13 protein-coding genes are annotated in these 14,510 nt (G+C 62.0%); 5 read left to right on the forward strand and 8 right to left on the reverse strand.

The annotated features are described in order from the left end of the window. Positions 1-111: 111 nt before the first annotated feature. From PLL20_09885 to PLL20_09895, 3 genes are all read right to left on the reverse strand, one after another. Positions 112-1,638: a sodium:solute symporter gene (locus PLL20_09885; GenBank protein ID HPD30294.1), complete on the reverse strand. Its 1,527-nt coding sequence runs from the start codon at positions 1,636-1,638 to the stop codon at positions 112-114. Positions 1,639-1,756: 118 nt separating this feature from the next. Beyond that, positions 1,757-2,953 carry an exo-alpha-sialidase gene (locus tag PLL20_09890; protein HPD30295.1) on the reverse strand — a complete coding sequence of 399 codons (1,197 nt, stop codon included), beginning with the start codon at positions 2,951-2,953 and terminating at the stop codon, positions 1,757-1,759. Between the two features lie 81 nt (positions 2,954-3,034). Then, complete coding sequence (locus tag PLL20_09895; protein HPD30296.1) at positions 3,035-3,181, reverse strand: hypothetical protein; 147 nt, start codon at positions 3,179-3,181, stop codon at positions 3,035-3,037. A 134-nt stretch (positions 3,182-3,315) separates the two neighbouring features. On the opposite strand from PLL20_09895, the gene PLL20_09900 reads away from it, so the two are divergent. Beyond that, positions 3,316-4,509 carry a C45 family autoproteolytic acyltransferase/hydrolase gene (locus PLL20_09900; protein HPD30297.1) on the forward strand — a complete coding sequence of 398 codons (1,194 nt, stop codon included), beginning with the start codon at positions 3,316-3,318 and terminating at the stop codon, positions 4,507-4,509. A 547-nt stretch (positions 4,510-5,056) separates the two neighbouring features. On the opposite strand, the gene PLL20_09905 is transcribed toward PLL20_09900, so the two are convergent. The 5 genes from PLL20_09905 to PLL20_09925 all read right to left on the reverse strand — a co-directional run bounded on the left by PLL20_09905 (position 5,057) and on the right by PLL20_09925 (position 9,633). Continuing rightward, on the reverse strand, positions 5,057-7,210 hold the full coding sequence (locus PLL20_09905) for a YiiX/YebB-like N1pC/P60 family cysteine hydrolase (protein HPD30298.1): 2,154 nt from the start codon (positions 7,208-7,210) through the stop codon (positions 5,057-5,059). A 138-nt stretch (positions 7,211-7,348) separates the two neighbouring features. Then, the gene (locus PLL20_09910; GenBank protein ID HPD30299.1) at positions 7,349-8,146 is read right to left on the reverse strand and encodes a hypothetical protein; all 798 of its coding nucleotides are present in this window, start codon (positions 8,144-8,146) and stop codon (positions 7,349-7,351) included. A gap of 331 nt (positions 8,147-8,477) precedes the next feature. Next, positions 8,478-8,837, reverse strand: a complete 360-nt coding sequence (locus PLL20_09915) for an STAS domain-containing protein (GenBank protein HPD30300.1) — start codon at positions 8,835-8,837, stop codon at positions 8,478-8,480. Beyond that, positions 8,837-9,256: an ATP-binding protein gene (locus PLL20_09920; protein ID HPD30301.1), complete on the reverse strand. Its 420-nt coding sequence runs from the start codon at positions 9,254-9,256 to the stop codon at positions 8,837-8,839. The genes PLL20_09915 and PLL20_09920 overlap by 1 nt, the downstream gene beginning before the upstream one ends. 17 nt (positions 9,257-9,273) lie before the next feature. After that, positions 9,274-9,633 (reverse strand): STAS domain-containing protein, encoded by a 360-nt coding sequence (locus PLL20_09925; GenBank protein HPD30302.1) that lies wholly within the window; start codon positions 9,631-9,633, stop codon positions 9,274-9,276. Between the two features lie 306 nt (positions 9,634-9,939). Here PLL20_09925 and PLL20_09930 point away from each other — a divergent pair, with 306 nt between their 5' ends. The 4 genes from PLL20_09930 to PLL20_09945 all read left to right on the forward strand — a co-directional run bounded on the left by PLL20_09930 (position 9,940) and on the right by PLL20_09945 (position 14,485). Continuing rightward, complete coding sequence (locus PLL20_09930) at positions 9,940-10,842, forward strand: zinc dependent phospholipase C family protein (GenBank protein ID HPD30303.1); 903 nt, start codon at positions 9,940-9,942, stop codon at positions 10,840-10,842. A gap of 83 nt (positions 10,843-10,925) precedes the next feature. Continuing rightward, the gene (locus PLL20_09935; protein ID HPD30304.1) at positions 10,926-12,680 is read left to right on the forward strand and encodes a silent information regulator protein Sir2; all 1,755 of its coding nucleotides are present in this window, start codon (positions 10,926-10,928) and stop codon (positions 12,678-12,680) included. Between the two features lie 75 nt (positions 12,681-12,755). Then, complete coding sequence (locus PLL20_09940) at positions 12,756-13,700, forward strand: amidohydrolase family protein (protein HPD30305.1); 945 nt, start codon at positions 12,756-12,758, stop codon at positions 13,698-13,700. Continuing rightward, on the forward strand, positions 13,697-14,485 hold the full coding sequence (locus tag PLL20_09945) for an SDR family oxidoreductase (protein ID HPD30306.1): 789 nt from the start codon (positions 13,697-13,699) through the stop codon (positions 14,483-14,485). The genes PLL20_09940 and PLL20_09945 overlap by 4 nt, the downstream gene beginning before the upstream one ends. The last annotated feature ends 25 nt before the right edge of the window (positions 14,486-14,510 follow it).

Here is a 14,510-nt window from a genome sequence, read left to right on the forward strand (position 1 = left end):
TGAAAAGCTCCGGTCAATGCGATTGAGATGCTCGTCCGCGGGGCTGATGGCGACGTCTCTGGCTCGATGATTCTTCACCGGGACGCAAGAACCTGGCGGCTCGCAATCGTGTTATGGTGAACCCATTGTCCAGATCGTCAGCCGACCAAGCGGTTTCGGCACGCCGGGCGTGATGAAACTCATGGCATATCCCACGAAGATAACAAACCCGTTCGCGATGACGCCGATCCAATATGTGTGGACTCGAACGGAAATGCAGTCCGGCAGTTGGTCGAAGCTGCACAGGGCAAGATAGGCGTCGAGCAGAAGCGTCAGCACCAATGCGACCGAGGCGGAGATGTAGTTGGCCCGCGTGGTGAGAAACCCGAGCAGGAAGAGCCCCATTAATCCGCCGCCGAACACGATCTGGATAATTCTGAGGTTCAAGTCCACCATGCTTTCCTTGGGCAGGTGAGCGATGACGACGGCCCCGACAATCATGGCAACCGCCGCGCCCACCGACGCGATCTTGCCTACGCGAAGGTAGAAAGCATCATCGCGGCCGGGGCAGATGTGGCGCTTGACGATGTCCACCGTGGTTACCGTCGCCACGGAATTGATACTTGAATCAAGCGACATGGTCGCCGCCAAGAGGCCCGCGATGACCAGCCCGGCGATCCCGGCCGGCATCCGGCTGAGGATGAAGTAAGGGAAGATGTAGTCCGTTCTCCTCTCTGAAACGATCTGCTCGATGCCGGAATCAGGAAACACCTGATAATAGACGAATAGACTCGTCCCAACGAAGAAGAAGAAGACCCAGATCGGCAGACTCATCGCCGCGCAGATCGCGGTCGCCTTGCGGGCTTCACGCATGGACGAGGCGGCCAGATACCGCTGGATCACGTTCTGATTGGTGGTGTACTCCGTGGTCCAGTTCAGCAGGCCGATAAGCACCATGGCGGGGAACGTACGCTCGGCCAGGTCCCAGCTCATGGGGCCCAAGCTGAACTTATGCTGTTTCATCCCATCTTGCACGATCTGCGCCAAACCGCCGGGCAACTGGTCCACGATGAAAAACAGCGGAAGTACGGCACCCGTGATGAGCACGATCGCCTGAACCACGTCGATCCAGATGACCGCCTCCAGCCCGCCGAGGATGGTGTAGAAAGACACCACAACTCCGACGATCACGATCACCCAGATAATCGATGTGCCGGTAAGAATCTGCACCGGGATGGAGACGAGATAAAGGACGGTGCCCAGTCTCACGAACTGCAGAATAATGAAGTTGATCGCCCCGTACAACCGCAGCAGCGGGCCAAAACGTTCCTCCAGGTACTCGTAAGCGGACATGACCTTGCCGCGCCGGAAAAACGGGATGAATAACAGGATGGCGACCACCGCGATCAATGGGAGCGTCAGGTTCTGCACGATCTGTCGCCAATCGAGGATGAATGCCGCACCGGGAAATGCCAGGAACGTCACCGAGCTGATGGAGGTTGCGAACATCGACAGCCCGACCGCCCATCCGGGGAACGCCCGATTCCCGACAAAATACCCCTCTGTGGTCTTCTTTTTCCGGGCGAAGTAAACGCCTATTGCCGCCATCCCGAGCAGGTAGACGACAATGGTGCCCACATCCATAAACCGAAGTGTCACGTCTGCAATCATTGTCCGTGGCCGGATGAGTATCCGCGACCGTCAGAGTCGCAAGGCCGGCGATTCGCTCATCGAGACATTTCTTCGAGCCTGTTTCACGCTGTTCCAGGGAATGTCCTCAGTCCTGCTCGGAAATCCATGCCTCGTCGAACGCGGCGTGCTTCATGCTCTTGCCGCCGTCGGTGAAGAAGCTGTACACCACGTGGATCCTTCCGTCGGCGGCCTGGATCACGGCCGGGTAATGGTAGCTGCCGGTCTTGTGACGTTCCAGATGCCGGGTCCATTTCCAGGAACGTCCCTCATCGGAGGAAAGCGAGACCGCCAGACTGCTGCGGCCCTCGGTGGTGTCGTTATAGACCAGCACCCAATTGCCGTTGGCCAACCGCAGGCCGTCAATTCCCGACCCGGGATTGGGCAAATCGGTGACGCCCACCGGACCCCAGGTGATGCCCTCGTCGGCGGACTCCGCGACGCGGATTCGCTTTAATGGGCCGTTTTCACGCATGTAGGCGACCAGCGTCCCGCTCGATCGTCGCAGTACCGTCGGCTGAATGCTGCCGAAGCCCGCCAACGGCTCGCTGGCGAACCAGGTCCGGCCCTTGTCATCGCTGATCGCCATGATCCCGGCGGAGTAAGTGTCCGAATAGAGGGGCAAGAGGATTCGGCCGGAAGGCAGCGTGGTCGGCTTGCAGCGCGGCTGCCAGCCGAGGCGACTGAACAACTTGTCGTCGATTCGCTCCTTGAGCTGTTCGATCTTCTGTTTGGTCTGAACCTCGTCGGGCAGGATCGAGGGTTCCGCACGCAACCGTTCGTCCAAGGCCCTGTGCATCTTTTCCCGAAAAGCGCGTGGCTTGAGCAGAATCACCCCTTGCCACTCCCACTTCGGTGCCCCTTCGCCGGTGTAGTGGCTGGCAACCCGAAAGTTGGTGATGCAGGACTCCCAGGAATTGGCCAGGATCGTGGGCCAGAAGAGCCACAAGCGTCCCTGGCCGTCAATGTGCATGGCGGTGTTGCAGTCCGGGAAGCCGGGTGTGTCGGCCAGCAGGAACGCCTCGCTCCATTGTGTTGAGCCCTTCCGACGTCGGGCCTCGTATACGGCCACGTCATCGGCTGAGCGCTCACCCGAGCCGCGGTACCAGGAAACCAGAAGATCGCCATTGGGGCACTCCACGATTCCGGGCGCATGGTTGTGTTGGGGATGCAGCGGGAAGACCAGCTCAGCTTCGTATTGCCCGGGCACGGCCTGACTTGCACTCGAAGCGGCAAGAAACGTTGCCACCATCAGCATCACGATGCAGGCCTTGGTTGCACGCATGATTTCTCTCTGCAATCACTCAAACAAGGTAAAAGCAATCCCTGCACGAGGTCAAGTTCGGCAGGCGCGAGGACGCACCTGCTACGGGCACGCCGGCATCTGGTTCTCGCCGCCGAAACAGGACTGGAACTCCGCGAAGTCCGACTGATCCACCTCGGCGTCGCCGTCCGCGTCAAGACAGGCACATCTGCTCACCCCCGCGGCGAGGGGAACGCCAACACCACTCACGCGGCCCTCTTTCATTACTCGTTACAACCGCCTTGACCCCTTGAAGGGCATCACTGTATGATCGCCGACCAACGCATACGTCTCTGTTGCCCGTGTCGGTTTGCGGTGTTCTTCTCAGCATGTGGATTCCGGTCATGATCAGCCGTCTTTCAATGTGGGTGTTTGTCGTTGGCGTGGGCTTCGCTTCGCTGCCTGTGCTTGCCGAATCTCCGACCTCGCAGCCGACCCGTGAGATGGTCGCCGTCGAGGGCAAGGGCTACCTCGAGCAAGTCGACGGCTACCCTGTCCTGCACCTGAAGGGGAGCCCTGAAGAGATGGGTTACCAGCACGGCGTGCTGATGCGCGAGCACATCCGGCAGAACGTGGCCTTCCTGCTCGATCAGAATCCGGACGAGGTGATCGAAATCGGCCCTCTGAAACTCACCCGGACGATGATCGGCGGAATGCTCAACGGGGTCTTCGCCGATAAGGTGCCCGAGCGGTTCATGAAGGAGATGAACGGGCTGGCCCGCGGGGCAGGCCTTCCGGTCCAGCGGATTACCGCTGCCAATCTCATCCCCGAACTATTCCACTGCAGCGGCTTTGCCCTGCTCAAGGAGGCCACCGCTGAAGGCCGGCTCCTTCACGGCCGGGTGCTCGACTACGGGGTAAACCTGCGACTCCAGGAGCACGCGGTCCTGGTCATTCAGGAACCCGACGGCCAGATCCCCTTCGTGAACGTCTCCTATGCCGGGTTCATCGGCTCGGTCACAGGCATGAACTTCGAACAGATCAGCATCGGCGAAATGGGCGGCCGGGGCCAGGGCCAGTGGCAGGGCATCCCGATGAGCTTCCTGGTGCGAATGGTGCTCGAGCAGGCGAAAACCCTCGACGAAGCCATCGCCGTCTTCGAGAAGAACCCGCGAACCTGCGAATACTACTACGTCATCTCCGACGCCCGGGCCAACACGGCGGTGGGGATGAAGGCCGTCCCGGAGAAGGTGGAACTGGTCCGCCCCGGCGAGCCGCACCCCCTGCTGCAATCGCCGGTCAAGAACACCGTGCTCATGTCCGCCGGCGACCGCTACCAGGCCCTGAGCAGGCTGGTGGCCGAAGGTTATGGCAAGTTCACTCAGGCCTCGGCGATCCGGTTGATGGACGCCCCGGTAGCCATGAAACACAATCTGCATGATGCTCTCATGGTGCCCGGCCAGGGCATTATCTGGGTGGCCAACGCCGACCAGGAAGGCAGCCCCGCGTGGAAGCAGAGGTACTATCGTTTTGACTGCCGAGCCCTGTTGAAAAGCCGTCCACCGGCCATTGCCCCGCACGATGCCGCAAAACGTTGAAAGCCGGCTCTCGACGAGGATTGCACCGGGCAGAAGCAAACGTCGCGGCAGAGCGACGACCATGCCGAGTGCAGGACGCTCTGGAATTACCGCGACACGCGCAGCAGCCAACACCCCACTTCCTGACGCTGCCGGAACTCACCGCGCACACACCGTCCCATCTTTCGCGCCTACCGCAGGCTTGCCGGAAGGATACTTTTCACCCACCGGGGCCCCGTGCGCTTGGAACTCGGCCGTCAGGTGCCGCAACTCGTCATAGTGGAAATGGTCCCGCGAGAGGACGGTGCCGGTGGCGTTCTCACCGTCGTAGGCCGTAGCGGTCTGACCGTAGCTCTGAAATCAGTATGCCGTCTCCCGAATGACGACTGCGATCAGATTGTCGTCATGGCCACGACCGGCCTCACTGCTTCGTTTGGCGTGATTCCAGACCGGCAAGAAGTGTCGTATGCTCCCCGCGGTTCCGGTCGCCTTTCATGCGGCCGCGCGCTTCCAAGGGTAACCGGAATGCACGGACGGCGAGGGCACACACGTCGTTGCCGGGAACGTCCTACTCGTTGAACTCGCGAGGACGGCCGATGGAAGAGCAGAAAGCCTCTTCGTCGCTTGGGGCCGAACGGTGCTCTCCGGGTACGCGGTCTAGGAACAGAACGAAATCGAGCTGCCGGTCGGGTGTCCCGCGCTGCTTGGCGAACTTCCGGGCGATCTCCAACGCCGGAAGCGTGTCGCGGCCCATGACTCTCACCAACTCGAAATGGATCAGCCCTTCGTATGCCCGGTAGACCAGCTCCGTGCAGACCAGCTTGTCCGCGGAGAAGAAATCGAACTCGAAATCATACGGTTTGCCGAGTTGGGCGAACGCCCTGGCAATTGCACGTGCCTTCTGGGCATCATCGAGCCGCGGACGCAGGACAGCGACGTAATCGGCATGAAGGGATTCCGTCAGAGAGTTGACAATGACTCCTTCGCTGACGGATTCGATGACGGTGTGAGGCTGGCCATCCGCGGCCATCGCCAGGTACCTCGTCAGATGATCGCGGATCATGGGATCGTCGCTGGTGTACCTGTTACCCTCGCGCCGGATCAGGCCGAGGCGTTCAAGATCTTCGGTTGCTCCAACGTACAGAGCCGCATGCGGCCAGAAGCCGGGAAGGAAGGCATTGGACAGGAACCAGTTGCGTCGTTCCAGCAGGATGTCACCCGGCCGGAGTTGCTCCTGGATCGCAAGTATTTGTTCGCGGCTGATCAGCGGCTCCCACTGGGCCAGGCGCGTGTCGCCGATCCATGTCGAGACGACTGACTGGGCCGCATACGCGGGCGTGTAGCTGTCCTGACGAACGCGGGCCAGTATCTGCTCGAAGCGGGCCCCGGCGCGATCCAAGGCGCTCTGACGTATCTGCCCGGCTGAGCGGTCGATCAACTTCTCGATCCAGAACCAGTCTTCCGCAGGCCACACCTGGCCCGAGGCCCACACTTCACGATGAGTCTCGAAGTAAGCTTCCATCTCCGCCAGGGCCTGGGCATTCCGCCCGCTGAAAACGCTTTCGCGGATGCGGTCGAGCATCCCGGCTGGGATGCCGGCCTCCGGGTCGGCCTCGTTCAGCTTGCGGCGGGCGGGCTGATCGTCGCCGTAAACGGAAACGAAGCGACGGTCGGCGTCGAACAAGCCGGTCCCTGCCGCATAGCCCAACAGCATGCAGCGGGCTCGTAAGGCCGGATCGCGCACGGACTGAAAGCCCGCATAAGTCGCCACCATTCGGAGCAGGGCGGCCCGATAGCTCAGGTAGCTCATGAACTGGCGGCGCAACTGATCCTCCTCATCGGGGGTGAAGTACTGCCGGCTGTCGGCGGCACGCCGTTGCTGCAACTGCGATTGCAGTGCCGATCCTTTGGCGATCAGATCGTCAAGGCCTGCGACTACAATCTTGAGCCGATCGAGATCGCTGCGTGCTTGCGATTCCAGCTCAGCCGGACTGAGGTTTGCCAGGAGAGACGGCAGCGGCTCAAAAAGCGGGGGTGACGGTGCGGTGACGCGCCCGGCATAGAATGCGGCCAGAACCAGGAGTGCCTGCCCGACCAGCAGCCACGCGATCTTCACCGTCGGCGGCACGCGTGCGGCCGACAGGTGGATGCCCCGCAGCCAGAGGACCACCGAACCCAGGGTGGCCATGCCGGCGGCCAAGGCCGTCATCCAGATGTGCAGGGGGGCGACGTCCGCGAGGAGGTGTCTGCGCAGCCCCATGACCGCGAGCAGCAGGGAGGTCAGCAGCGCGCAGGCGATGGTCACACGCACGAGGCCGCGGCGATCGGGTGGGGCCGCCATTCGCAGCCAGATGATATGTGTCGAATGGCAGGCTGCGATCATGGACAGCCACCACACCCGCCAGATCAGCGGGTGCATCTTCCAGGACGTCCAGACCAACACCAGATAGCACGTCTGAGACAGAACAATGGTCGCCACGCTGATGGCCGCGATCCATGGGTAGCGGTAAGCACCGCGGGCCTGCAAGCCGGCCAGCCAGCCACCGATGGCCAGGCCAACCAGCGTGAGTGCGATTTGCCACCGTGGATCGTGCAACGAGTGAAGACGATCCCACCGGAGGATCGCGCCCGCGACAACCATGACACCAAGCGCTGTCAGGCAGAGACGGACAAAAAACCACAAGATGCGGCATGCCGCGGATGGGCCGGTTACCGAGGTCATTCGATCCTCACATGTCTGCAGGAAACCCAAACGGCATGGTATCGCCGGCCATTGAACCGCTCAACATGCTCTGGTGTGGGCGTACCGGGGTGGGTCGCCGGCGGTCATTCGTTCGACCGTTTTGGCCTGGCGGCCAGGCTATCGAAGGCGTCGCCGCGGCCGCGCGAGCAGAGCCGTCAACGAGAGGCTCAGAGTCTCGATCATTCCGGCTCCACAACGAGTGACGGTTGGTATGGTCGCGTTGCCGCCATTGGGGGTTGTGCCGCCGTCACCGGTGCTGCTTGTGTCGCCATCGTCCGGCGGGTCGGTGCCATCATCGTTCGGAGGTTCGGTTCCCTGATCGTCAGGCGGCTCGGTGCCTCCATCGTCCGGAGGCGCGATGCCACCGTCGTCGGGCGGCGTTGTTCCACCGCCACCCGGAGGCGCGCTGCCGCTGACCGTCACAATGAAATCGGGACCAACGATTGCATCAATATCAGTGAAGGTGTCATCCCCCACGCTTGCATTGATGAGGTTCAACGTGTATGTGCCGGCCGGTGCGGCTGGATCAACGGACAGGTGGATGGTTGCCAATACGGTTACGGCCGTCGGGCCAATATGATCGCCCGCCGGTAATGACCCGATCGTACCTGAGCCGACCGGGTCAAGCCCCATGGGGTCAATGGGCAACCCCCACGACGCATCCCAGTCGGCGGCGTTGTAGCTCCCGCCGGTGATATCGAGGACGTTCGGCGCACCGGCTACCAACTGCGCTTGAGCCGCGACAACAACAACGTCTTGGATGTCCAGGCGTATATCGACGCTGAAAACGCCGCCCGGGGCGACGGTCACGGACGCGCCGCTGCCCCCGGCCGTGAGCACGGACATTGTGACCGCGCCCGAGGCTGGGGCGACAAAACCCGCGAGCAGCGAGATAGTTGACAGGCGGTATCTCATTCTCGTCTCTCCACTGTGACGCAAGGGTTCGTGATCGGACGTTCTCGCCGTTCCCGACGATGGCCCACGCCGTTTGGGGCAGGCCCATCGCGTGCCGGCGGAGAAGTCGCGGGCAGCAGTCTCGGGCAGGGGTCCATAACCGGCCCCAAACGCACGGGAGGGGCTGCCTGCGCATGGGCGGGGCGGTCCCTCAAACGGGCGATGCGTCCCCACCGGTTTCATCGTCGTGATGCTTGCTCAGATTGAGATCTCAGACGGCAGAGGCGGAAGGCGAAGGTCCGAATAGCACTACGCGGGCCGCTCTCCAGCCCCTTCGGAAGAGCAGCGAACATCACACCGCGAGGGCTTCATCCAAAGTCTTGTAGACGCCGAAGAGCCGCGTCACGCCGGCCACTTCAAGCAGTTCGAGTATTCGCGGCTGCGGTCCGACCAGTTGAACCTCTGAATCGCGCCGGCGGCATCGTTGCTGCGCCGATATGATGGCGCCCAGACCCACCGAGCTGATGAAGTCAAGGTCCGACAGATCGATTACCAGGCGTTTGATGGGGAGGTCGGCGAGTTCGGAGAGTCGATGCTGCAAATCGCCTGATACGTCCATCGTGGCCGAGCCGGCGAGCTTGACGACGGCGCAATCTCCTCGCTGTTCGACCGTGATTCGAAGCGTTTCGCTTGAAGCAGGAAGGCTTGACATCAGACTCTCTCCTTGACCAGTTGAACCTCGTTCCCCTCATCGCTGAAAGTGACTTCGTCGAGATAGGATCGCATGAGCATGATCCCACGGCCGCATGGCAGACACACGCGATCGGGTGAGGTCGGATCCGGGACCCTGGACGGATCGAAACCGGAGCCCTCATCGCGCACACGCACGATCACTCGCTCCGGACCGACGTCGTAGCTCACGATGATGCGCTTGGTCTCATCGCCGCGGTTGCCGTGCTTGAAGGCGTTGACCATCGCCTCTTCGAGGGCCAGTCGGATGCCGAAAACGCATCGCGGGGCGTAACCCATGGCTTCCACCTGGCGAATGATCCGGTCCTCGACCTTCCGCGCGGCGGTAAGGTTGTTGGGAATGATGATTCGGAAAGGCAATGCCTCGGAATGCGACGGCATGTCGGTTGCGCCCCGTCTCAAATCACAAGCTTGATCGCGTCCGCTACTGTGTCCTCGATTCGGAACAGCTTGTTGAGCCGCGTGATCTTGAAAACCTCAAAGATCGGCGGGCGGATGCCGGCCAGGACAAGTTGCCCGCTTCGCTGGTCCACCTGACGATTCAGATTGATCAGCTCGCTCAGGGCCCGGCTGGACAGATACTCGACCTCAGCAAAGTCAAGGACCATTTTCGGGGGGCGTTCGGCCAGTGCCAGTTCCTGAAGCCGCTCGCCAATCCGCTGGATCTGCAACTCGTCGATGATCTTGCGGTCGCGGAACCGGACCAGGACAACACCGTCTTGCCGGGATACTGCGAGTTCGTCTAACGTCTGCGTCATCTTCATTTACTCCCGGATCGGCCAGAGTAAGCGCTCACATTCACTCCACCTTGGATTAGAGTCGGCCTCCGCCGGAAAGTCAACGAACCGTATCTCTTTTATTTATAGGTACTTCGAAAGCCTCGGGGCATGACCTCCCCTTGAAGGGCGGCGGCCTTCAGCAACCGAGTCGACTTCCGTGCTTCTCCCGCAAGCGGCTTGCGCGAGTCTGGCTTCCGGACCCGCCCCTTTCTATCATTGTTGAATGTGCGAGCCCGTTCGACCGCCATGTCAGGTCGACGGATGCCCGTGTTGCCGGGGTGCCGTGTGTCACGTTCGCGGATTGTTGTTGGAGTCATCCTGATTGTCCTGCTGATGAACGCCACGCCGGCGCTGGCATGGGGACCGGCGACCCACATGAAGCTGGGGAGCGACCTGCTGAGTCAACTGGGTTTGCTTCCCGCGGCCGTCGCCGCTTTGCTTGCCAGGTATCGGCGAGACTACCTCTTCGGGAATCTGGCTGCTGATGTCGTCATCGCCAAACGCCTCAGCCGGATCAAGCAGTTCTGCCACCATTGGGCCACCGGCTTTGCGATACTCGAGGATGCCTCCACGGATGCGAGCCGGGCGTTTGCCCTGGGTTATCTTTCGCATCTGGCGGCGGACACGGTCGCCCACAACAAGTTCATTCCTCGTCAGATGACGCTGACTCGCTCCACGCTGTCGTTTGGCCACCTCTATTGGGAGCTTCGCGCCGATTCGACGATCGGCCCGCACCATTGGGGCCAACTGCGGGTGGTTCTCGGCGAGGCGTTTGCCGAGCACGAGCGCAACCTCCATTCGAGGTTTACCGACACTTTCCTGCCGTTTTCCATCAACTGGCGGCTCTTTTATCGGTTGAATCGTTTCATGAGCCGTCGGCTTTGCCGGCGCGCCTTGGACCGGATGTACGATATGTCCCGATGGACCTTGTCGGACCAGTTGATGCGCGAATACCGGATGGATTGTCTGCAGCGAATGATTGACGTCGTCTCCAACCAGAGGGGGGCGACTGTGCTGCACGAAGACCCGAACGGAAACATCGCCTTGGCCTATAGCAAGGCCCAGCGCCGCCAGCTTCGCCAGATGGCCCGCTGCGGGTTGATCACGCCGCACATCATGTATGAAGCCGCCGTCAGCCACGCGCCGATGGCAAGCAGTGGCGCTCATCGCCGGTTGGTTGAGCGGTGACCCCGGGATGGCCTGCCTCGCAGTCGGCGCTCTCGATCCGTTCAGTGTCCCAGGGCGGCACTCCGCTGAGAAGATTGCTCGTAATGGCGCGCTACTGTCAGGAGTCGATCATGGTTCGACGTTCCGGGATCGCGGGAATAGCTGTTGTTTTGTTTGTATGTGCCGCAGCCGCGGCGGAGGAGAGACTCGACCGTGGCTTGGTGGCGCTGAAAACGGCTGACGGGCGGGTCTATCTCGGCTGGCGATTGCGGGCCGACGATCCGAGGGACGCTGCCTTCAACGTCTATCGGCACGGCAGCAACGACCCGACGGCGACCAGGCTGACCGCCTCACCTATCGGCGACTGCACCAACTACGTTGACGGCAACCCCCCGGCCGATGCGAAGTACTTCATACGACCGGTCAGCGCAGGCACCGAGGGTGAGCCCTCCCCCGCAGTCGCGGTCACGGATACGTCCGGCGCGGCGTCCTGCGTACGCATCAAACTGCAGGGCAACTATGGTTTTCAGAAATGCGCTCTGGCCGATCTCGACGGCGACGGGCGGCTGGACTACATCATCAAGCAGCCCGATTTCAATACCGACCCGTACCAGCACCCGGGATACTGGAAGCGGAGCGAAGACACCTACAAGATCGAGGCCTACAACCACGACGGACGGTTCATGTGGCGCTATGACATGGGCTGGTCGATCGAGGAAGGCGTGTGGTACTCTCCTTATCTCGCTTACGACCTCGACGGTGACGGCAGGGCGGAGATCTACACCAAGGCCGGCGAGGGCGACCCCCGCGACGAGAAAGGCCTGGTCACCAGCGGCCCCGAGTGGCTGGTCAAGATCGACGGCCTGACCGGCAAGGTCACGCGCAGACTGCCCTGGCCTGACCGCAGCGGATACGCCGGCTACAACTACTGGAGCCGCAACATGCTGGCGGTGGCCTATCTGGACGGGAGGCAGCCGGCGCTCATCGTGCAGCGCGGTACCTACGACGTGATCAAGGTTGAGGCCTACGATCCCGAGCTGCGGCTTATCTGGCGCTGGGACTCACGCAGCGAAAAGGAAAGATATAACGGCAGCGGCTCACACGGCACCCGGGCTGCGGACGTCGATGGCGACGGACGCGATGAACTGATCCTCGGTTCGTCAGTCCTCGATGACAACGGCCGGGGCCTCTGGGTCAACCCGATGAGTCACCCCAGAAGCTCGCACCCCGACGTCTGCTCCGTTGGTGATATTGATCCGGACCGACCCGGGCTCGAGATCTTCTACGGCTACGAGGTTGACCAGCCCAGGAACGGCGTCTGCCTGGTCGATGCGGCCACCGGGCGCATTCTGTGGGGGTTCGAGGGACCAACCTACCACGTACACGGCTTTGGGATGGTCGCGGATATCATCGCCGCACACCCGGGCCAGGAGTGTTACGCAGGCGAAAAGGAGCACGGCCAGTATTTTCTTTACACCGCCAAGGGCGAGCGGATCGGGAAGGAGAAAATCAACAGCCTTTCTCCCAGCGCCATCTGGTGGGACGACGATGCCCAAAAAGAGCTGATCCTCTCCGGCAGAATCCAGCAGTACCGCGGGCAGGTCTACGAGTCCGTCCAAGGTTCGCCGGTTGCCATCGCTGATTGCCTCGGTGACTGGCGGGAGGAGATTCTCACCAGCGTCCCGGGCGAATTGCGAATCTACACGACCACGATTCCGACCAACGTCCGCCGCACTTGCCTGATGCAGGATCGCCAGTACAGGCTCGGCGTGGCTGCCGTCTCCATGGGATATTTCTACTGGCCGCAGTTGTCTCTTGCCGGTGCGGCCCGATTCGCCGAAGCCCGAAAAGCACGATGATCCGCCTTCGCCGACTCGACGCCGGCGCTTGACGACGAGACCGGAACTTCTACATTACCGCCGGGAGCGATCATCATGCCCATTTACGACGTTCACACCCACGTCGGCCTCGATCTCGGGTTTTTTCTTCGAGGGTGGAGACCCTATGCCGCTTGGGTGCCGGATCTCATCGAGCACATGAACGCCCACGGGATCGACCGGGCGGTCTGCTTCCCGTTCACCCTTCCGTCGGCGTTCGATGCCGTCGCTTTCGCGGATCAGGGGCGGGTGGAATTGTTGCCCGGCCGCGTGCCGTTCGATCGCGAGAACGACATCCTTGTCCGCGAGATCGAGGCCCTTGAGGTCGGCGACCGTCTGTACCCGCTGGCGATGATCGACCCTTCACGCCGCGTGAACGAGCAACTGAAGAGGCTGGAGCGCCTCGCGGGGCGCATATCGGGGCTCAAGCTGCAATCGACAATCATCGAGTCGCCGGTGTGCAGTCTGCTCACGACCGGCCGCAGTCTCCTGGAATTCGCCGCCGATCGGCGATGGCCGGTCCTTCTTCACGCCACAATCTGGGAGCAGGCTCCGCACGCAAGGATTGCCGATTGCTTTGCCGTGGCGGAGGCGTTTCCGTCGATCCGCTTCGATCTGGCTCACTCGCTGGCCTTCCATGCGGGTTATCTCCGGCGCGCGGCGCAGATGCCGAATGTCTGGGTGGACTGCGCTGCTCTGTTGGCACACTGCCGACTGGCCCGCGACAACTCGCCGATTATTGCCGCCCCGGCCGACAGGTTGGACGCCGATTACACGCGGCCCGGGCAGGTGCTTGAGGCGATTCACGCGGTTCTCGGCGACCGTTTCCTGTGGGGCTCCGACAATCCGTTCATGAGCTGGTGCGATGATCGCCTGCGGCTGTTGTACTCGTATGCCCAGGAGGCCGCGGTGCTCAAAACGTTGCCTGAACACGTCCGCGCAGACATCTGCACCGTTGGTCCGGAAGCCTGGTTGTTCGGGCGGAAAGGAAGCACGCTGTGATCACCTTGAAAAGGCACGCGGCGCTGGTGACCGGCTCGACCAAGGGTGTCGGTCGGGCGATTGCGATCGCATTCGCCGAGGCGGGCGCCGACGTGGTCATCCACGGTCGGACGATGAGCGACGAGGCCCGCGAGACGATGGAACAATGTCGTCGGCACGCGGTGCGCGTCGCGTTCGTCGCGGGAGATCTCTCAGGGCCTGGCGAAGCGGCGGTAAACAAGGTGTTCGCCGATGCGACGGCGGCTCATGACGGGATCGATATCCTGGTCAACAATGCCGGCCAGTACTTCGACGTGCCGTTTCTGGAGATGGACATTGAGCGGTTCGAGAGAACGATGCGACTCAATGTGGCGTCGGGCTATTTTCTGACGCAACGGTTCGCCAGGCGATGGATCGAGCGAAAGACTGCCGGACGCGTGCTCTTCATCGGTTCGATCAACGGCCGCCTGGCTGAGCCGCTTTCGACGGCCTACGACACCTCCAAGGGCGCGGTCGAGATGATGGTCCGAACGCTGGCCGTCGAGCTGGCACCCCGCGGCATCCGAGTGAACGGATTGGCTCCCGGTCTGGTGCGATCAGCCTCGACGGCTTGGCTGGACAGCCGGCCGGCCAAGGCGGCATGGATCGCCTCGCATACCCCCGACAGGCAGATACCTGACGCGTCCGTCTGCGGGCCGGGCGCTGTCTACCTGGTCAGCGATGCGGCCCAACACGTCCACGGCCATATGCTGCTCATCGATGGGGGCATGAGCGCCCTGCAACAACCTGAACCGCCGGCAACTTGACGCCCTCCCATCGGGGGCCGCAAAT

This window comes from Phycisphaerae bacterium (assembly GCA_035384605.1).
In the GTDB taxonomy this organism is placed as follows: Bacteria; Planctomycetota; Phycisphaerae; order UBA1845; family PWPN01; genus JAUCQB01.

What these genes read in the sequence shown, in the direction of transcription:
- PLL20_09910 (HPD30299.1), bottom strand. Translation starts at nt 8,146, where the DNA reads ATGAGATACCGCCTGTCAACTATCTCGCTGCTCGCGGGTTTTGTCGCC.
- PLL20_09905 (HPD30298.1), bottom strand. Translation starts at nt 7,210, where the DNA reads ATGACCTCGGTAACCGGCCCATCCGCGGCATGCCGCATCTTGTGGTTT.
- PLL20_09935 (HPD30304.1), top strand. Translation starts at nt 10,926, where the DNA reads ATGGCGCGCTACTGTCAGGAGTCGATCATGGTTCGACGTTCCGGGATC.
- PLL20_09890 (HPD30295.1), bottom strand. Translation starts at nt 2,953, where the DNA reads ATGCGTGCAACCAAGGCCTGCATCGTGATGCTGATGGTGGCAACGTTT.
- PLL20_09940 (HPD30305.1), top strand. Translation starts at nt 12,756, where the DNA reads ATGCCCATTTACGACGTTCACACCCACGTCGGCCTCGATCTCGGGTTT.
- PLL20_09920 (HPD30301.1), bottom strand. Translation starts at nt 9,256, where the DNA reads ATGCCGTCGCATTCCGAGGCATTGCCTTTCCGAATCATCATTCCCAAC.
- PLL20_09925 (HPD30302.1), bottom strand. Translation starts at nt 9,633, where the DNA reads ATGACGCAGACGTTAGACGAACTCGCAGTATCCCGGCAAGACGGTGTT.
- PLL20_09900 (HPD30297.1), top strand. Translation starts at nt 3,316, where the DNA reads ATGATCAGCCGTCTTTCAATGTGGGTGTTTGTCGTTGGCGTGGGCTTC.
- PLL20_09915 (HPD30300.1), bottom strand. Translation starts at nt 8,837, where the DNA reads ATGTCAAGCCTTCCTGCTTCAAGCGAAACGCTTCGAATCACGGTCGAA.